Source organism: Staphylococcus sp. FSL W8-0304 (assembly GCF_038006565.1).
GTDB lineage: Bacteria > Bacillota > Bacilli > Staphylococcales > Staphylococcaceae > Staphylococcus > Staphylococcus epidermidis.
In genome coordinates this window covers 1855905-1873863 of sequence record NZ_JBBOVL010000001.1, presented here as the reverse complement: position 1 = coordinate 1873863, position 17959 = coordinate 1855905, and the positions used below count along the sequence as shown (strand labels likewise).

Here is a 17959-nt window from a genome sequence, read left to right as displayed (position 1 = left end):
AATGAATTTAAAAGAAGAAATAGAGTCAAGAAAGACATTTGCCATCATTTCACACCCTGATGCTGGTAAAACCACTTTAACTGAAAAATTGTTGTATTTCAGTGGAGCGATTCGTGAAGCTGGGACAGTTAAAGGGAAAAAGACGGGTAAATTTGCAACAAGTGATTGGATGAAGGTAGAACAAGAACGTGGTATCTCAGTTACAAGCTCTGTAATGCAATTTGATTATGATGATTATAAGATAAATATTTTAGATACGCCGGGACATGAAGATTTTTCAGAGGATACGTATCGTACATTAATGGCAGTAGATAGTGCGGTTATGGTTATTGACTGTGCTAAAGGTATAGAACCACAAACATTAAAATTATTTAAAGTTTGTAAAATGCGAGGTATCCCTATTTTTACATTCATCAATAAATTGGATAGAGTAGGGAAAGAGCCATTTGAATTACTTGATGAAATAGAAGAAACACTTAATATTGACACTTATCCAATGAATTGGCCTGTTGGTATGGGACAAAATTTCTTTGGTATTATTGATAGACACTCTAAAACGATTGAGCCATTTAGAGATGAAGAAAATTTATTACATTTAAACGAAGATTACGAACTTAAAGAAGAACACGCGATAAAAAATGATAGTGCATTTGAACAAGCAATTGAAGAAATGATGCTTGTCGATGAAGCGGGTGAAGCATTTGATAATGAAGCGTTACTGAACGGTGAATTAACACCTGTTTTCTTTGGATCGGCATTAGCAAACTTTGGCGTACAAAATTTCTTAAATGCATACGTTGATCATGCACCAATGCCTAATGCGAGACAAACTAAAGAAGAGGTTGATGTTAGTCCATTCGACACAGATTTTTCTGGGTTTATCTTTAAAATCCAAGCCAATATGGATCCGAAGCATCGTGACAGAATTGCATTTATGCGCGTAGTAAGTGGTGCGTTTGAAAGAGGAATGGATGTAACCTTACAAAGAACAAATAAAAAACAAAAAATAACTCGTTCCACATCATTTATGGCTGATGATAAAGAAACTGTTAATCATGCTGTAGCAGGCGATATTATTGGTTTGTATGATACAGGTAACTATCAAATAGGTGATACCTTAGTTGGCGGTAAGCAGAAATATAGCTTCCAAGAGTTACCACAATTTACTCCAGAAATATTTATGAAGGTTTCTGCCAAAAATGTAATGAAACAAAAGCATTTTCATAAAGGAATTGAACAGCTTGTTCAAGAAGGTGCAATTCAATATTATAAAACGTTGCACACTAATCAAATTATCTTAGGTGCTGTGGGTCAATTACAATTTGAGGTTTTTGAACACCGTATGAATAATGAATATAATGTAGATGTGGTTATGGAACCAGTCGGACGTAAAATTGCGCGTTGGATTGAAAATGAAGAAGATATTAAAGATAATATGAATACCTCTAGATCAATTTTAGTAAAAGATAGATACGACAATTATGTATTCCTATTTGAAAATGAATTTGCAACGCGTTGGTTTGAAGAAAAATTCTCTGATATTAAACTGTATAGCTTATTATAATTGAATGTTTAAACTTATCACTATTCGGGCACACCGTAGTATATGAAAAATGTTTATATTGCTATGCGGTGTCATAGTATGTATACTGAAAATAACAAATAAATACCTATGACAAAACTGTCAGAGGGGAGTAACTTGAGAATAGTTATTCAATGCATTTAAACTGCTAATAACTATTCAACACTTTATCGTCATTACGAAGATAAGTCTTCCGGTAAAGTGGGCAAAACTATTGCTAAGTGAGACCTTTGCTATTTAATTAGCATAGGTCTCTTTATTTGTATTTAAACTAAAAGGAGTTGTCCACAATGGATCCGAGTTTGATTTTACCTTATTTATGGGTACTTTTAGTACTTGTATTTTTAGAAGGATTATTAGCAGCTGATAATGCAATTGTAATGGCGGTAATGGTTAAACACCTACCACCTAAACAACGAAAAAAAGCACTTTTTTATGGCCTATTAGGTGCATTTATTTTTAGATTTATTGCTTTATTCTTAATAAGTATTATTGCAAACTTCTGGTGGATTCAAGCAGCTGGTGCTGTTTACTTAATCTATATGTCTATTAAAAATTTATGGCAATTTTTCCATCAGTCAAATGAAAAACATCATAAAGAAACAGGAGACGAACATCACTTCGATGAAACAGGTAACGAAAAAGAAGTGGGCCCTAAATCTTTTTGGGGAACAGTATTTAAAGTTGAGTTCGCCGATATCGCGTTTGCAATTGATTCGATGCTTGCCGCATTAGCTATAGCCGTTACATTACCAAAAGTTGGCATACATTTTGGTGGTATGGACTTAGGTCAATTTATTGTTATGTTCCTCGGTGGAATGATAGGTGTCATCCTGATGAGATTTGCTGCAACTTGGTTTGTAGAATTGTTGAATAAATATCCAGGACTAGAAGGTGCTGCGTTTGCAATTGTAGGTTGGGTAGGTATTAAACTTGTTGTAATGGTACTTGCACATCCTGATATTGGCGTTTTACCAGAAGCATTTCCACATAGTGCTTTATGGCAAACAATCTTCTGGGTAGTATTAGTTGGCTTAGTATTAATAGGATGGTTAACTTCAGCAATTGGCAACAAGAAAAAAGGTAACCAAAAATAATTTGATTGATACGCTAGAACTTTGCTTAATAATAAATTAAGTGGAGGTTCTTTTTATTTTAATTTTTATTAGAACATTGCAGTTTTATAGTTAAAATATTAAACTTTAGTTTATAAACGAATTTAAAATGATGATATATAGTATTAAAATAACTTAAATTTAACAGATAAAGAATGAGTTAAAGAAACTATAGGAGTGGTCTTCTAGTGGATAACGATAAAAAACAAGTCATACCACGCAGTCAATATCGCCGTAAAAGACGTGAGTACTTTCATAACGAAGAGCGAGAAGAGCGCATTAGACGCGAGAAAATAGAGAAGGAGAATCAAGCTAAAAGAGAACAGCATCAAACTAAAGTCAATGAGGAACGTGTTAAAGATAATTTGAGAAAAGCAAGAATAGAAAAACTGACTCAAGAGGAAATACATCAACAACGTGATGATAAAAGTTATAAACAAAATAATCAAATGAGTAAATCAAAAGACGACGATAATAAAATTCGAGAAGAAAGTCTACATGATGTTCGAGTTTTAAGTGACACCTCCACGTTACCGCATCAAAGTAAGTCAAAACAGTTGAATGATAATCAATCAAAGGAAAATCAATATCATAATAAAGTAATTGAATCCTCAGAAAATAAATCAATAAAAGAGCATGATAATACTTCTGGAAACGAAAGTAAACAACATACTAAATTGACTTCAAAGGACTCCATGTTAGGTGTAAATTCTAATCATACAGAGCAAGATTCAAGAGGTACACAACCATATTCTTCAAAACATAGCTATTCACAACCAGAAGATAAAGACAACGATAATACTCAACAAGCGCAATTTCTTAAAAAAGAAGGCGAACAAGATAGCAGAGCCGAAAATATTAAAAAAATTAATGAATTTAAACAATTGGTAATAGCTTTCTTTAAAGAACACTGGCCTAAAATGTTAATTATTATAGGTATTATAGTATTACTTTTAATATTAAATGCCATATTCACTACAGTTAATAAAAATGATCATACAAATGATAGTGCATTTAACGGTACAACTAAAGATGAAACAACAGCGATGAAAATTGCTAAAAACTCTGTTAAGTCAGTTGTAACAGTCGAGAATGATTTGTCTAATGACACGACTGTGTCTGATAACAAAAATGAATCTGATAATGAGATAGGTTCAGGTGTCGTCTACAAAAAAGTGGGCGACTCTATTTATATTTTTACTAATGCACACGTCGTTGGTGATCAAGAAAAACAAAAAGTAACATATGGTAATGATAAATCTGTGACAGGTAAGGTGATTGGTAAAGATAAATGGTCTGATTTAGCAGTTGTAAAAGCTAAAGTTGCTGACGAAAATATTAAACCAATGACTATGGGGGATTCTAATAATATTAAATTGGCTGAACCTATTTTAGTTATAGGAAATCCTCTAGGCACAGACTTTAAAGGAAGTGTTTCTCAAGGTATTGTGTCTGGACTCAATCGTCATGTACCTGTTGACATTGATAAAAATGATAACTATGATGCTCTGATGAAAGCTTTTCAAATTGATGCGCCTGTGAACCCGGGAAATTCAGGTGGTGCTGTAGTCGATAGAGATGGTAGACTCATAGGTATAGTTTCTTTAAAAATTGATATGCATAATGTAGAAGGAATGGCTTTTGCGATACCTATTAATGATGTACGTAAGATTGCGAAAGAATTAGAGCATAAAGGTAAAGTGAACTATCCAAATACTGAAATCAAAATCAAAAATGTTGGTGATCTTGACGATTCTGAACGTAATGCAATCAACTTACCAACTAAAGTGAATCATGGTGTATTAATCGGTGAAGTGAAAGAAAATGGTTTAGGAGACAAGTCAGGTTTAAAAAAAGGTGATGTAATAGTAGAATTAGATGGTAAGAAGATTGAAGATAACTTACGATATAGACAAGTCATATATAGTCATTATGATGATCAGAAAACAATCACTGCTAAAATTTATCGAAATGGTGCGGAGAAAAATATTAAAATCAAATTGAAATAAATGTTGAGGTGAAAATCATGTCAGTTTTAAGTCAGCTGCTTAAAAAATCTAGCCCTCAACAAGGGATTATACTCTATTATCTATTTGCCATAGTCGTTGCATTTTTATTATTAAATTTGCCATATGTCCATAAGCAAGGGGTTGAGGTTAATCCAATTGATACACTTTTTGTAGCTGTATCAGGTATTAGTGTTACGGGATTATCACCAATTACTATAGTCGACACATATTCAACCTTTGGTCAAATTATCATACTTATTATTTTGAACATCGGTGGTATAGGTGTTATGGCTATTGGAACCATGCTTTGGGTTGTTTTAGGCAAACATATTGGAATTAGAGAGCGACAACTCATTATGTTAGATAATAATAGAGATACTATGAGTGGAACGGTTAAACTAATTTTAGAAATTGTAAGAACAATTTTTATTATTGAGTTTATAGGTGCACTCTTACTCGCGTTCTACTTTTATCGGGATAATCCTGATTTAAAAAACGCATTAATGCAAGGCGTTTTTGTGTCAGTATCTGCTACGACTAACGGTGGTCTTGATATTACTGGTGAATCTTTAGTTCCCTATGCAAAAGACTATTTTGTACAAACGATAGTAATGTTCTTAATTGTGTTAGGATCTATAGGATTTCCAGTTTTGTTGGAGTTAAAAGCATATATTAAGAATCGAGTAACTAATTTTAGATTCTCATTATTCACAAAAATAACGACAACAACGTACTTATTCTTATTTTTATTTGGCGTTATTGTTGTATTAATATTAGAACATAGCAATGCATTTAAAGGATTGAGTTGGCATCAATCACTATTTTATGCATTGTTCCAATCATCAACGACCAGAAGTGCAGGTTTGCAAACGATAGATGTGTCACATTTTAGCGACGCAACAAATATTGTAATGGGATTATTGATGTTTATAGGGTCATCTCCTAGTTCTGTAGGAGGCGGAATTAGAACAACAACATTTGCTATTTTAATTTTGTTTGTTATTAACTTTAATAATACTGGTGACAAAACAGGTATTAAAATTTTCAACAGAGAAGTACATATTATGGATGTACAAAGATCATTTGCCGTATTTACTATGGCGTCATTAATTACATTTATTAGCATGATTATTATATCTGCCACTGAACAAGGCAAGTTGTCCTTTCTACAAATTTTCTTTGAAGTAATGTCTGCGTTTGGTACATGTGGTTTAAGCTTAGGTGTGACAAGCGATATCAACGATATTACCAAGGTTGTATTAATGATATTAATGTTTATAGGTCGTGTAGGCCTCATTTCATTCATCATTATGTTAGCTGGACGTAAAGAACCCGAAAAATATAGCTATCCTAAAGAACGTATACAAATTGGATAATCATTACACTATTAGCAAAGGCATACATACACCTTTGCTAATAGTTTTTTATTTAGAATGATATCAATGCGATAATAGTTTTATAACATTTAATGAATGGTACATGTTACACTAAATTTAAGGAGAGGAGTGGCTCTATGGAAAAAAATGAAAATAAAATAGTTGATGTGATTGCAACTTCTGATATGCATAGTCACTTCTTAAATGGTGATTATGGCTCAAATATTTATCGAGCTGGTACTTATGTTAATGAAGCTCGAAAAAATAATGAAAATGTCATATTACTAGATAGTGGGGGAAGTTTGGCGGGATCACTTGCAGCATTTTATTACGCTGTTGTTGCACCATATAAACGTCATCCTATGATTAAGTTGATGAATGCAATGCAGTATGATGCTAGTGGAATTAGCCCTAATGAATTTAAATTTGGATTATCTTTTTTGACACGTTCAGTTGCACTCTCAAGGTTTCCCTGGCTATCAGCAAATATAGAGTATACTGTTACTAGAGAGCCATATTTTTCTACGCCTTATACAATCAAAATGTATTCAGATTTGAAAATTGCTATCGTAGGTTTAACCTCAGATGGATTAATGAAGAACGAGTACGCAGAAATGGAAGAAGATGTCTGTATTGAGAAGACTTTGGTTTCAGCTAAACGTTGGATTAGATACATACATGAAGTTGAAGAGCCAGACTTCCTTATTGTTATTTATCATGGTGGGTTAAATAAAATAAGTAGTACCAATAAAAGAAATGAAAAAAATGCAAATGAAGCTGAAAAAATTATGGAAGAACTTGGTGTTATTGATGTAATTATTACCGCTCATCAACATCAAACAGTTGTTGGAAAAGATCATGAAACTATATATGTTCAAGCAGGTCAAAATGCTGAGGAATTAGTACATCTTTCAATTAAATTTAAGAAACGGACAACTTCTTATGAAATTGAGCACATCGATTCAAAAGTTATCGACTTAAATGATTACCATGAAGATGAACAATTATTGAAAGAAACATATTATGACCGTAAGGCAGTTAAACACTGGGCAAATTCAGTTGTTTCAAACAAAAACAATGGCTTAACAGTTCAATGTATTGAAGATATTATTTGTAAGCCGCATCCTTTTACTCAGTTATTACATGATGCAATTCGATTAGCCTATAATTACGATATTTCTTGTGTGCATATACCTAAGAATGGTGAAGAAGGGTTAAAAGGAACTATAAGAAATAGAGATATATACGATGCATATCCTCATCCAGATAAACCTATAGATATCACTGTCAAAGGTAAAAATATCAAAGATATACTTGAATACAGTTATGCGCATATTGATTTTAATAAGCGACAATTAAGTATGACAATGATAGATGAAACGTTATTTACAGTTTGGCAAGGGTTTGATTATTGTATAGACATGTCACAATCACCGTTTAATAGAGTGAAATTAAATGGTCTAAATGAAGAAGATTCGTATAGAATAACAATGACTGATTATTGTTATAGAAACTACAAAATGTATTTACAAGAAGCTATCGTTCACGACACATATTCGGAAACGATGGGTGGATTGATTAGAAAAAATTTAAAATGTGACACGTATTCTGTGAAATTAAATCATAATTTTAAAGTTTATTAATCTTCCTCGTACTATTTATAACGGTGTATGTGTCACTTTTTCTTTAATTAATTTAAAAAAGCATTTCTTAGCTCAAATTCATGAGTCTAAGAAATGCTTTTTTTATCCGTGGAATATCAATAATAAAATGATAGCCACAATTTGACCAATTGTAGTTGTAGCAATACGTCTCGTATATTCATAGCTAAGAGATAGAATGAATTGAGCTACAAAAATAAAGAATACAATCCACCAATTATCTAAGTATATAAATAATGAACTTGAACATATTGCAACAATTAAAATGCTAGCCCATTTCGGTAAGTTATATTTTATTAATTCCTTTTGTAAAACAGTTCTCATATATAGTTCATGACAAGGTATCACAAATAATAAAGTAACGAGCATTTGCCATTTAAAGTAGACACCCGTTCGTGATAATTCTTTGATTAAAGATGCGTATGATAATTCTGTTGAAATAAGTGAAAAAATCAATTGTATAATAATGAGTGCGACACTCGTTATTATACCCATGCCTATGGAAGTTAATAATCGTTTAGATGCAATGTCTCTTTGGTAAAAAACATAACTTATTCCAGCTATTAACATAATGCCAGTATATAAATACCAGTATTCCTGATGTTCTCCCCACATCACAAATAATATTGCGTGAAAGATGATGAAGCTTATAACAAACCAAATCAAAGCTTTAGAAACATTTTTCATTTTAATTAACCTTCTTGATCAACGATTTTGTATCGCTTATGATTGATAACTGTCTTTTCCGGTAAATCTAATTCATTAAAATTATCCATAATAGTTAAATCTACAATAACAGAGTTATCATTAATCTTCTCGACACGGCCTCTTAAACCGTCATAAAATTCTACTATATTACCTACTTCTGCAACAGTCATTACGAGTCCTCCCTTAAATCATAGCTAGATTATATTGTACTAAAATTTACTTGACAAATAAACTAATTTCTATGAAAAAGAAGTGAACTAAAAGAAAATTATAAAATATCATTCATAAATGAGTAAAAGAGTGGCATTTTTCTTATAAATCATTCATAACTAGGGTAAGGGCATATAGAGAGACTTATTTAAGGAGAGAATGTTATGAAATTTATTAGCAACAATAATATTAATGATCCTTCCCTCAATTTAGCAATGGAAGAGTATGTTCTTAAAAATTTACCTTCTGAAGAAAGTTATTTTTTATTTTATATTAACAGACCTTCAATTATTGTTGGAAAGAATCAGAATACAATTGAAGAAGTTAACCAAGCGTATATTGATAAACATCAAATTGATGTAGTAAGACGTATTTCTGGAGGTGGGGCTGTCTATCATGATACTGGAAACTTAAATTTTAGCTTTATCACAGATGATGATGGTCATAGCTTTCATAATTTTAAAAAGTTTACAATCCCCATTGTACAAGCCTTACAATCAATGGGGGTTAATGCTGAAATGACTGGACGGAATGATATACAAGTTGGGCAAGCTAAGATATCTGGTAATGCTATGGTTAAAGTAAAAAATAGAATGTTTAGTCACGGTACATTAATGCTAAATTGTGATTTAAATGAAGTTCAAAATGCATTAAAAGTGAATCCAGCTAAAATTAAATCTAAAGGCGTTAAATCTGTTAGAAAAAGAGTTGCCAATATTGAAGAATTTCTAGAACAGCCAATAGATATAGAAGAATTCAAACAAATTATTCTTAAAACTATTTTTGGTGAAAATGAAGTTGAAGAATATGTACTAACAGAAGAAGATTGGAAGAATATTAAGCAATTAAGTAATGAGAAGTATCGTACGTGGGAATGGAATTATGGCAGCAATCCAAAATATAATATTGAGCGTGAAGAGAAATTTGAGAAAGGTTTTATTCAAATAAAATTAGATGTAAAAAAAGGAAGAATTGAACGGGCAAAACTATTTGGAGATTTCTTCGGCGAAGGTGATGTAACCGAACTTGAACATGCGTTAATAGGTTGTTTACATGATTTTGAACATATCGAAGAGGCACTTCAAAATTATGATTTCTATCACTACTTTGGGGATATAGATAAGTATGAAATTATAAGATTGATGTCCTAAGTATGATAAAAAGGTCTATTCTCAACTTGTTTTAAAGTAGGGAATAGACCTTTTATGATGAGTGACTCGAGTCTAATTTATTCACTTAAAAATGCCTCCAATTGTTTAAATTCGTTAGTATATTGAATAAAATCGTTCTCGTTTTTATTGATGAGCGCTTCGTCAATTAAGAGTTTAAGTTTAGCTTTTCTTGCATTTCTGAGTGCTTCTTCAATGACGAGTTCAACGCCTAAATCGTTCACTGTCATTACAAAATCTTCTAATGTAGTGTACTTGACCTCAGTATTGTGATTCATAAAGACCACGACCTTTCAATTATTTAATATATAAGTATTATACTGATTTTAAATTTTGAAATCAATGAATATTCTGACATTTTAAAAGAAATATGTGTAAAAAGAAAACAAAAGTAGAACTTGACTTTATTTTGGGCTCGGATAAAATATTATTAGGTTATTATTTTTTAGTTTTAATAACCATCTAAGTAATTGAATAAAGTGAGGTTTTTTAATGACACATTTACCCGAAACGATTTATGTTATACGAAAAGGTGATATGGTAATACGACCTAAATATGATGAATATCAGCAGACAAATGGTACTGAGATTATCAGATTTGATCAAACCCGAAAAGAAAGTCCATTTAAAGTACAGAGAATTATCGAAAGATCATGTAAGTTTTATGGCAATAATTATATTAGTAAAAAAGCAGAAACGAATCGTATTACTGGAATTTCTAGTAAACCACCTATTTTACTTACACCTCTTTTTCCTACTTACTTTTTTCCAACTCACTCGGACCGTCAAGAAGAAAATATATGGATTAATATGCATTATATTGAAAATGTTAAAGAACTTAAAAATCGTAAGAGTAAAATAATTTTTGCGAATGGTGATTCTTTAACACTCAATGTATCATTTCATAGTTTGTGGCATCAATACACCAATGCAATCATCTATTATTACATGGTAGATAAGCAATCACGAATGAAATCTAACAACCCTGAACAACCTATTGACTATAATCAGTCCTCCTTAAATATTTTCGAGGCGCTTTCACGCTACTCTCTTTTTGAAGAAAATTAGCTTTTTTCCCAAACTATTGATTTTAAAAATTGATGACAGTGTTTCAATTTAAAATATGCGGGACGTTAATATTAAATAAGTGTAAATGTTCCGTATATTTTTTTAATATAACTCTTGAAAAATTCAACAAGATTGATATAATAATACTTGTGCTTGATAGAGATAGTTTACTTATTATTTATCCGCAGTAGCTCAGTGGTAGAGCTATCGGCTGTTAACCGATCGGTCGTAGGTTCGAATCCTACCTGCGGAGCCATATGGAAACGTACTCAAGTTGGCTGAAGAGGCGCCCCTGCTAAGGGTGTAGGTCGCGAGAGCGGCGCGAGGGTTCGAATCCCTCCGTTTCCGTTATTTGTTTATACCTCGTTAAATCTCGTGAAACAAAACGTTGATTTGACGGGGTTTTGTTATATCTTGTTATCTATCGTTAAACCTCGTAAGTTAAACTAAACGTTCCTCTATATTGTTAAATTGATAAAAACGCCCCTCGCAATATTAAATTACGTTTCCGTTCATTAATAAAAATCAGTTTAATTCTGATTAACTAAATTACGCTAGAACGTTGATATATCAGCGTTCTTTTTTATTTTGTTGAAAATCTGTAAAAGTCTATTTTAAATATTTTGATTAATGCGTAGTCAATATTGATTAAATTAAAGACAAGTTGTCTGGTTCGTTGAGCACTTAAAAATATATTATACTATCGGGCATTGCAACTTCTTCACCTTTTAATACTTCTAATAAATGACTATAAACACGCCAAGTAATTTCAATATTTGCATGACCTAGTCTTTTCTGTAATGACGCTTATAATGGTTTAAATCCATTATAAGCGATATTTTTTGCTCTCGGCAGAGCACATGTATTAATGACTTATTGAAAATAAGTCTTGTCTGTTAGACTTTTAATTATAAAATACACGTAAAACCTTTATGTATAGGAGCGATTTTAATATGTCTTATTCGATTATCAAAGTAGAAAAATTTAATTATGAAAATGAAGATATAGACCATTCAAAAAACATCTAAATTATGATTTGATAAATGACTAAAAACAAAATTTTAATGATTTGATTGATGAAAAAATTGAGCGGAACTATACAGGCAAAAGAAAAATTAGAAAAGACGCAGTAAAACATATAGACGGTATGATTACATCAGATAATAAATTTTTTAGTAATCAGACACTAGCAAATAAAAAATTTTTTGAACAGGCTAAAGAATTTTTAGAACAAGAATACGGGAAAGATAATTTGTTATACGCAAAGCTTCATATGGACAAACGCCTCACGTGCACTTTGAAATTGTACCAATTACAGAAGATGGACGATTAAGTGCTAAAGATGTTGTAGGTAATAAAAAAGCATTAGCAAGCTTTCAAGATAAATTTAATGAGTATGTAAATGAACGTGGTTATGAATTAGAAAGAGGAACTTCAATAGAATTAACAAATAGACAACACAATCAAGTTAATAGTTATAAACAAAAAACAGAATATCATAAGAAAGAATATGAACGTGAGGGATAAAATTTAGCCCATATAAAACAAAATAACGAAGAATTGATACAATAAGACTACTTAAAATCACTAGAAACGCTTAGAAAGTCTTTGAACGATCCATATGAGGTTGAAACAGAAAAAGTAGGCGGTTTGTTTGATAAAGAATTACAAGAGACTGCGAATGTTGTTATAAACAAAGATGAATTTAATCAGTTTCAAGAGTAATAAAAATAGCACAAAGAATTATGGAAGATTACGAATGTATAAAATCTGTAAGCGCCTTAGAAGATAAAGAGAAGGAAATACGAGAGAAAGATGATTTATTAAATAAAGCAGTTGAGTGTATTGAAAATATAGACGATAATTTCAACCGACTTTACGAAATGGCAAAGCCATTTAAAGAGAATGTAGAAATAGTGTTAAAGCTTTTAAAAATCTTACTAAAAGAGCTAGAAAGAGTTTTATGAAGAAACACATTTGAGGAAAGAGTTAATAAGTTAACAGAAGATGAACCAAAACTAAATGGGTTAGCAGGACACTTAGATAAACAAATGAACCCAGAATTCTATTCAGAGCTAGAACAAATACAAGAACAAAAGAATCAAAAACGGATAGAGGTATGCATTTATAACATGCACATATAGTTGTTTAAAATTCTGAATTTTGTTAATATTACGATAAATAAAAAGCAGTGTTTTCAAAAGAGATAAGGAAAGAGTTAAAACCTTTAATAAAAAAGAACAATTATAATAACGTGATTGCGTTATTATTTGATTGGTTTGTTATTTTTAGTAGTATTTTAATTTCTGTAACTTTTAATAACATTTTGATCTATCTTGTAGCTATTATATTAATTGGTAGTAGAATGAGAGCATTTGATAATTTAATGCATGAAGCTTGTCATCGATCTTTATTTACAAATAAGTTTTGGAATAAATGGATAGCTTGTTTATTCGTTGCATTTTCAGTATTTACTAGTTATACAGCATATTGTAATTCACATTTTCAACATCATAGAAATTTATGGGATGAAGAGAATGATCCTGACACTAAAAGATATAGATTGGTTGGTTTAGATAAGCCACAGAAGAGTACAAAAATGTTTGTAAAGAATCACATAGTAAAAGTTCTCTTGTTATTTCATGTACCTAAATACATAGTCGGTACTGTATCAGCTAACCTATATACTAAAGAGGTTCCAAAATCTGAAATTTGGGTTAAAAATATTTTCTGGATTGCTATTATTACTTCATCAGTTATTTTTAATTTTTGGCTGTATCTTATATTGTATTGGCTAATTCCAATTTTAACAACGTTTCAGATTATAAGATATTGGGCAGAAATGGCAGAACATTCAGGTTTAAATAATAAAAGTGAGTTAACTGCTAGTAGGAATACTTTTGGTATGCCATGGACTATTTTTATTTTTCACCCACATCATGATAATTATCATTTAGTTCATCATTTATTCCCGGCTATACCTCACTATAATTTAAAAAAGGCACATGAAATTTTGATGAAAGATACAGCATATCGAAATGCTCATCATTGTACTGGCTTTTTTAAAACAACATTGCCTGGCTTTTATAGTGTAGTTAAAGATATTTGTACACCGAACTATGAAAGGAAAGAGAGTTAGAATATGTTGCAACCTTTGATACATGGACTATTATTAGCTTTAGGTTTAATTTTACCTTTAGGGGCTCAAAATGTATTTGTATTTAATCAAGGAGCTAACCAAAAAAAAATTAGTAAAGCATTACCTGTAATTATAACAGCCGGACTGTGTGATACTTTTTTAATTGTAATAGCTATTTTAGGAGTATCTTTAATACTTATATCTATGCCAACTTTACAACTTTTTATTTACATCATCGGGTTTTTGTTTTTGATGTATATGGCATGGTCTTTATGGACAGAAAAGCCTTCAAATATCGAAGAAATAGAACCTATGTCAGCTAAAAAGCAGATTTTATTTGCTTTATCTGTTTCTTTATTAAATCCTCATGCAATAATGGATACTGTTGGTGTCATTGGAACGAGTGCTTCAGTTTATGATGGTTATGACAAAGTCGTTTTTTCATTGGCTACAATTTCTGTATCTTGGATTTGGTTTGTCTTTTTAGCTATTTTAGGAAGAATTACAGGAAAAATTGATAAAAGTGGTAAGTATATCGTTATTTTAAATAAAGTTTCAAGCGTTATTGTTATTATTGTAGGATTAATTATATTAAAAAATATTGTTGGAATTTTAAGTTAGAGCTAAGGCAAACTGATGGATGTACATAACACGTAAAGCACTGTTCAAAATAGGGCAGTGCTTTACGTGTTATAATGTATCTGTTTTATTTTTAAAACTATGATATTCAACTTTTGCGTGTTTTTCTTCATTTGCTCTGTCGAACTCCTCAAATTCTACAAGCAAATGTCTATGTTTATTATCATCACCACGTAAAAGTATTAACGATAATACTGAAAGTTTCTCCACACTGCAATATTTTCATCAAGATTTAAATCTTGATGAAAGTATTATGAGTAAAAGAAAATCTGTTTTAATAAATAAACTAGAAAAATGGGGAGAGTAAGTTTTTTAAAAACTATCTAGTACTGTCGAAAACACTGAGAAAATCACAAAACTATATAACTATAAATCTCTTTTGGAAATAGACGGTCGTTTAGACCCAAAAAAGTAATTTTGATAATCCTAAACTAATATTGAATACTAAAGTTAATAATAAAAGTTTAAATCAATATTTAATATTTTAGTAAATTAAGAATGAAGAAAATAAGAGAAACGTACCAAAGATGTAGTTCGATAAGTTGAGCAATTGGCATGTGCATAACAATACAAAAAGAATATTTTTGGCAACGGACAATATAAAAAAACGGAATTGCTAATCAATTCCGTTTCTAATATTTCTATTTGTGACTGTTTTTATTTCTATCGTTAGAATTTTTGGAAATAAGGTTTCGTATCATTTTGACAATATAACCGGAAACTAAAATTCTAATCACTCTTTTAACAATATTCTGCATGTTAACTCCCCTTATATTTTGTTTGATATCTTATACCCAGTTTTTGTAGGAGCTAAAAGTAAAATTTGTTTTTTGGAAAATATGAAGAAATATTTTTAGATCTTATTTTTTATCAAAAGTTATGTAGCCGTATTCATCTGCTTTTTTAGTAAAAATAACAATGATAGCGTGAATGATTGCGACAACACTTGGAATGCCAGTCCAGAAAAAGACGAGATGTAGAATACCTTGTCCAACTTGGTCGGCATAAAATTTATGCACGCCCAGACCACCTAAAATCAATGCTACTATAATATAAATTGTTTTGTTAACTTTCATTATGTCTGCCTCCGTATGGTTAATTTAGTTTTTAGTCTTATCTTTATTTTTACAGATAATTATTTAGTTTATCAAAGTAAAAGTATTAAAGAAGATGTTATGATATAAAGTGAAGGTTTCAATTTATAGTGATTGTTTAATTTTAAGATGTCAACATCATGTCGTATTTATTTTTTTATTTAGAAATTGAGTATAAACTTAGTTATCAATATCTAAAAGGGGAGTCAAAAGTGATTAGAAAAGCGAAAACGAGTGATAATCGACAGATTGCAGAGTTATGTTATCTTATTTGGAGAGATATGGAATTAGATATTACCAAGGAAATAACTAAAGATCGTATTATTGAAGCGATAGAATTAAGTATTGTGAATGTAAGATATCGGTCGTTTTATGAGCATATTTGGGTATATGAGAAAGACGGGGTTGTTGCTGGATGTGTAATTGCATATCCTGGGAAAGAGGAAATGGATTATGAACAACAATGGCTTAAGTTACCACTTGAAGAAGATATTCTTCAGTTAGGTACACCATTACCTGAAAAAGAATCATATGATGATGAAATATATATAGAAACAGTAGTAACGTCTCCAAAATATCGAGGACAAGGTATTGCAACACAACTTTTAAAGTATGTAATTTCCACTCATGCACATGAAAAATGGGGATTGAATTGTGATTATGATAATAATAAAGCACGCCATCTATATCACAAATTAGGGTTCAAAGAGGATGCGACAATTCATTTATATGGCCATCAATATTTTCATATGACATTGAATAATAAGTAACATCACATCATAATGAAAGGTGTGTGGTGTATATAAATGAGTACCCATCAATTTTGTTTACAGATTGAATTTTTATAAATGGTTTCAGTGGGTTATAAGTTATAAGCGCGTTGTCTAAACTTACTCCGAACCCCAACTTGCCTTGTCTGTAGAATTTCTGTTTGAAATTCTCTATGTTGGGGCCCCGAACCCCAACTTGCCTTGTCTGTAGAATTTCTGTTTGAAATTCTGGGTTTAGACCAATGCTGAAATAACTTGATATTTAGTGTGTTTTTAAATTAAATTGTTGTCTGTGTTTGCAATAAAAAAGCCTGGGGCATTGATTAATGTCCCAGACTCATTCGTGTGAAAGTTTAGATTGCACCTAAAAGTGCACTAATATAGATTCCTAATGCATACAATAAACCAAAGAATGTATTCGTTTTACCTGTCGCAGCCATCGCAGGCATCATTGTTTCAGGCGTATCATTTTTATTAAAACGTCTCACCGCTTTTATAGGCATTGGGAATGATAATAAGACTAACAAGTAAAATAATGATCCCGCAGGTTTAAAAAAGGCTGTAATGATGACAATGATATATGCGACGGCATACATCATTGCCATAAAAATAACTGAAGCACGTTTACCTAAAAGTATAGGCAAAGTTTTTCTACCGCTAGCCTTGTCTTTAATACGGTCACGAATATTGTTACCCATATTGATTAAACCAATTGTGATGACTATTGGAATACTTAACCAAACGGCATATCCTTGAACATTACCGGTTTGTATGAAAAATGAAAGTAGTATGATAATCATACCCATAAATAATCCTGAAAATAGTTCACCAAAAGGTGTCCATGAAATTGGAATAGGGCCACCGGTATATAGATAGCCAATTGCCATACAAACAATGCCTACTGGAATAATCCAGAATGAGCTTTGTATTGCTAAAAAGATACCTAAAAGTGCTGCAATGATGTAAAAAGCAATTGCTAAATTCATTACTTGTTTTGGACTCATACCATTACGTACAATAGCACCACCAATACCCACAGAGGTATGATCATCAAGACCTTTTTTAAAGTCATAGTATTCATTAAACATGTTTGTTGCAGCTTGAATTAACAAACATGCAACTAACATAGCTAAGAAAAGACTAAATTTTAGATGGTCTTCGCTACCGAGTAAATATATTTTAGCTGCTGCAGTACCAACGAGTACAGGGACAACAGCGGCTGTTAAAGTATGAGGTCTCATCAATTGCCAGTACTTCTTAACAGTGGAATATTGTTGATATTGATCTGACATGATATGCACAACCTCTTATTTATATAGTTTTATCATCAACATTTTAAATGAAACACCAGTAAAGGTCAATCAACGTGAAAAATTGCATGTTTTGTTTAAGCATTAATAACTACATAAAAGATTAAAA

The 17959-nt window shown here is 31.1% G+C and carries 19 protein-coding genes, 2 tRNA genes, 1 pseudogene and 1 riboswitch; of the genes and pseudogenes, 15 read left to right on the top strand and 7 right to left on the bottom strand.

What is annotated here, in order from left to right; genetic code table 11:
- Position 1: 1 nt before the first annotated feature.
- The 5 genes from NST35_RS08790 to NST35_RS08770 all read left to right on the top strand — a co-directional run bounded on the left by NST35_RS08790 (position 2) and on the right by NST35_RS08770 (position 7725).
- Positions 2–1564 (top strand): peptide chain release factor 3, encoded by a 1563-nt coding sequence (locus NST35_RS08790; protein WP_002446117.1) that lies wholly within the window; start codon positions 2–4, stop codon positions 1562–1564.
- 113 nt (positions 1565–1677) lie between these two features.
- Positions 1678–1801: riboswitch (yybP-ykoY riboswitch) on the top strand.
- Between the two features lie 71 nt (positions 1802–1872).
- The gene (locus NST35_RS08785; RefSeq protein ID WP_002446118.1) at positions 1873–2679 is read left to right on the top strand and encodes a TerC family protein; all 807 of its coding nucleotides are present in this window, start codon (positions 1873–1875) and stop codon (positions 2677–2679) included.
- A 206-nt stretch (positions 2680–2885) separates the two neighbouring features.
- Positions 2886–4706, top strand: coding sequence for a S1C family serine protease (locus NST35_RS08780; RefSeq protein WP_002458037.1), 1821 nt, complete (start codon positions 2886–2888; stop codon positions 4704–4706).
- 17 nt (positions 4707–4723) lie between these two features.
- On the top strand, positions 4724–6082 hold the full coding sequence (locus tag NST35_RS08775; protein WP_002446120.1) for a TrkH family potassium uptake protein: 1359 nt from the start codon (positions 4724–4726) through the stop codon (positions 6080–6082).
- A 137-nt stretch (positions 6083–6219) separates the two neighbouring features.
- Positions 6220–7725, top strand: a complete 1506-nt coding sequence (locus NST35_RS08770) for a bifunctional metallophosphatase/5'-nucleotidase (RefSeq protein ID WP_002458038.1) — start codon at positions 6220–6222, stop codon at positions 7723–7725.
- A gap of 102 nt (positions 7726–7827) precedes the next feature.
- Here the strand turns inward: NST35_RS08770 and NST35_RS08765 are convergent, their stop codons facing one another.
- Together NST35_RS08765 and NST35_RS08760 are read right to left on the bottom strand one after the other, a co-directional pair.
- Entirely contained in the window at positions 7828–8430 is a 603-nt protein-coding gene (locus NST35_RS08765; protein ID WP_002458039.1) for a CPBP family glutamic-type intramembrane protease, read from the bottom strand.
- A gap of 5 nt (positions 8431–8435) precedes the next feature.
- The gene (locus NST35_RS08760) at positions 8436–8621 is read right to left on the bottom strand and encodes a YkvS family protein (protein WP_001829339.1); all 186 of its coding nucleotides are present in this window, start codon (positions 8619–8621) and stop codon (positions 8436–8438) included.
- 204 nt (positions 8622–8825) lie between these two features.
- Here NST35_RS08760 and NST35_RS08755 point away from each other — a divergent pair, with 204 nt between their 5' ends.
- Complete coding sequence (locus NST35_RS08755) at positions 8826–9812, top strand: lipoate--protein ligase (protein WP_002458040.1); 987 nt, start codon at positions 8826–8828, stop codon at positions 9810–9812.
- Positions 9813–9889: 77 nt separating this feature from the next.
- Here the strand turns inward: NST35_RS08755 and NST35_RS08750 are convergent, their stop codons facing one another.
- A complete protein-coding gene (locus NST35_RS08750) occupies positions 9890–10108 on the bottom strand; it encodes an IDEAL domain-containing protein (protein ID WP_001829292.1) in 219 nt (72 codons plus the stop codon).
- A 214-nt stretch (positions 10109–10322) separates the two neighbouring features.
- Between NST35_RS08750 and NST35_RS08745 the strand changes: the two genes are divergently transcribed.
- The 8 genes and pseudogenes from NST35_RS08745 to NST35_RS08710 all read left to right on the top strand — a co-directional run bounded on the left by NST35_RS08745 (position 10323) and on the right by NST35_RS08710 (position 14658).
- Positions 10323–10898, top strand: coding sequence for a competence protein ComK (locus tag NST35_RS08745; protein WP_001829272.1), 576 nt, complete (start codon positions 10323–10325; stop codon positions 10896–10898).
- Between the two features lie 181 nt (positions 10899–11079).
- Positions 11080–11154, top strand: a tRNA-Asn gene (locus tag NST35_RS08740).
- Positions 11155–11157: 3 nt separating this feature from the next.
- Positions 11158–11246 (top strand) — tRNA-Ser (locus tag NST35_RS08735).
- 721 nt (positions 11247–11967) lie between these two features.
- Positions 11968–12425 (top strand): annotated as a pseudogene (gene mobV / locus NST35_RS08730) (MobV family relaxase).
- Between the two features lie 81 nt (positions 12426–12506).
- Positions 12507–12623, top strand: coding sequence for a hypothetical protein (locus NST35_RS08725; protein ID WP_002458042.1), 117 nt, complete (start codon positions 12507–12509; stop codon positions 12621–12623).
- A 20-nt stretch (positions 12624–12643) separates the two neighbouring features.
- Positions 12644–12865, top strand: a complete 222-nt coding sequence (locus tag NST35_RS08720) for a hypothetical protein (RefSeq protein WP_002446125.1) — start codon at positions 12644–12646, stop codon at positions 12863–12865.
- Between the two features lie 224 nt (positions 12866–13089).
- A complete protein-coding gene (locus NST35_RS08715) occupies positions 13090–14037 on the top strand; it encodes a fatty acid desaturase family protein (RefSeq protein ID WP_002458043.1) in 948 nt (315 codons plus the stop codon).
- 3 nt (positions 14038–14040) lie between these two features.
- Positions 14041–14658, top strand: a complete 618-nt coding sequence (locus tag NST35_RS08710) for a LysE/ArgO family amino acid transporter (RefSeq protein WP_151368292.1) — start codon at positions 14041–14043, stop codon at positions 14656–14658.
- Between the two features lie 69 nt (positions 14659–14727).
- On the opposite strand, the gene NST35_RS08705 is transcribed toward NST35_RS08710, so the two are convergent.
- The 3 genes from NST35_RS08705 to NST35_RS08700 all read right to left on the bottom strand — a co-directional run bounded on the left by NST35_RS08705 (position 14728) and on the right by NST35_RS08700 (position 15752).
- Positions 14728–14886: a replication/maintenance protein RepL gene (locus NST35_RS08705; protein ID WP_002446129.1), complete on the bottom strand. Its 159-nt coding sequence runs from the start codon at positions 14884–14886 to the stop codon at positions 14728–14730.
- A 431-nt stretch (positions 14887–15317) separates the two neighbouring features.
- The gene (locus NST35_RS12525; protein ID WP_350481929.1) at positions 15318–15434 is read right to left on the bottom strand and encodes an SAR1012 family small protein; all 117 of its coding nucleotides are present in this window, start codon (positions 15432–15434) and stop codon (positions 15318–15320) included.
- Between the two features lie 102 nt (positions 15435–15536).
- On the bottom strand, positions 15537–15752 hold the full coding sequence (locus NST35_RS08700) for a TM2 domain-containing protein (protein WP_001831694.1): 216 nt from the start codon (positions 15750–15752) through the stop codon (positions 15537–15539).
- A 230-nt stretch (positions 15753–15982) separates the two neighbouring features.
- Here NST35_RS08700 and NST35_RS08695 point away from each other — a divergent pair, with 230 nt between their 5' ends.
- Positions 15983–16540, top strand: a complete 558-nt coding sequence (locus NST35_RS08695) for a GNAT family N-acetyltransferase (protein ID WP_002458045.1) — start codon at positions 15983–15985, stop codon at positions 16538–16540.
- Positions 16541–16893: 353 nt separating this feature from the next.
- Here the strand turns inward: NST35_RS08695 and NST35_RS08690 are convergent, their stop codons facing one another.
- Entirely contained in the window at positions 16894–17832 is a 939-nt protein-coding gene (locus NST35_RS08690) for a 1,4-dihydroxy-2-naphthoate polyprenyltransferase (protein ID WP_002446131.1), read from the bottom strand.
- Positions 17833–17959: the final 127 nt, after the last annotated feature.

Coding starts and splice junctions, on each gene's coding strand:
- NST35_RS08790 (WP_002446117.1), top strand. CDS start 2: ATGAATTTAAAAGAAGAAATAGAGTCAAGAAAGACATTTGCCATCATT.
- NST35_RS08785 (WP_002446118.1), top strand. CDS start 1,873: ATGGATCCGAGTTTGATTTTACCTTATTTATGGGTACTTTTAGTACTT.
- NST35_RS08775 (WP_002446120.1), top strand. CDS start 4,724: ATGTCAGTTTTAAGTCAGCTGCTTAAAAAATCTAGCCCTCAACAAGGG.
- NST35_RS08770 (WP_002458038.1), top strand. CDS start 6,220: ATGGAAAAAAATGAAAATAAAATAGTTGATGTGATTGCAACTTCTGAT.
- NST35_RS08765 (WP_002458039.1), bottom strand. CDS start 8,430: ATGAAAAATGTTTCTAAAGCTTTGATTTGGTTTGTTATAAGCTTCATC.
- NST35_RS08760 (WP_001829339.1), bottom strand. CDS start 8,621: ATGACTGTTGCAGAAGTAGGTAATATAGTAGAATTTTATGACGGTTTA.
- NST35_RS08755 (WP_002458040.1), top strand. CDS start 8,826: ATGAAATTTATTAGCAACAATAATATTAATGATCCTTCCCTCAATTTA.
- NST35_RS08750 (WP_001829292.1), bottom strand. CDS start 10,108: ATGAATCACAATACTGAGGTCAAGTACACTACATTAGAAGATTTTGTA.
- NST35_RS08745 (WP_001829272.1), top strand. CDS start 10,323: ATGACACATTTACCCGAAACGATTTATGTTATACGAAAAGGTGATATG.
- NST35_RS08720 (WP_002446125.1), top strand. CDS start 12,644: ATGGAAGATTACGAATGTATAAAATCTGTAAGCGCCTTAGAAGATAAA.
- NST35_RS08710 (WP_151368292.1), top strand. CDS start 14,041: ATGTTGCAACCTTTGATACATGGACTATTATTAGCTTTAGGTTTAATT.
- NST35_RS12525 (WP_350481929.1), bottom strand. CDS start 15,434: ATGCAGAATATTGTTAAAAGAGTGATTAGAATTTTAGTTTCCGGTTAT.
- NST35_RS08700 (WP_001831694.1), bottom strand. CDS start 15,752: ATGAAAGTTAACAAAACAATTTATATTATAGTAGCATTGATTTTAGGT.
- NST35_RS08690 (WP_002446131.1), bottom strand. CDS start 17,832: ATGTCAGATCAATATCAACAATATTCCACTGTTAAGAAGTACTGGCAA.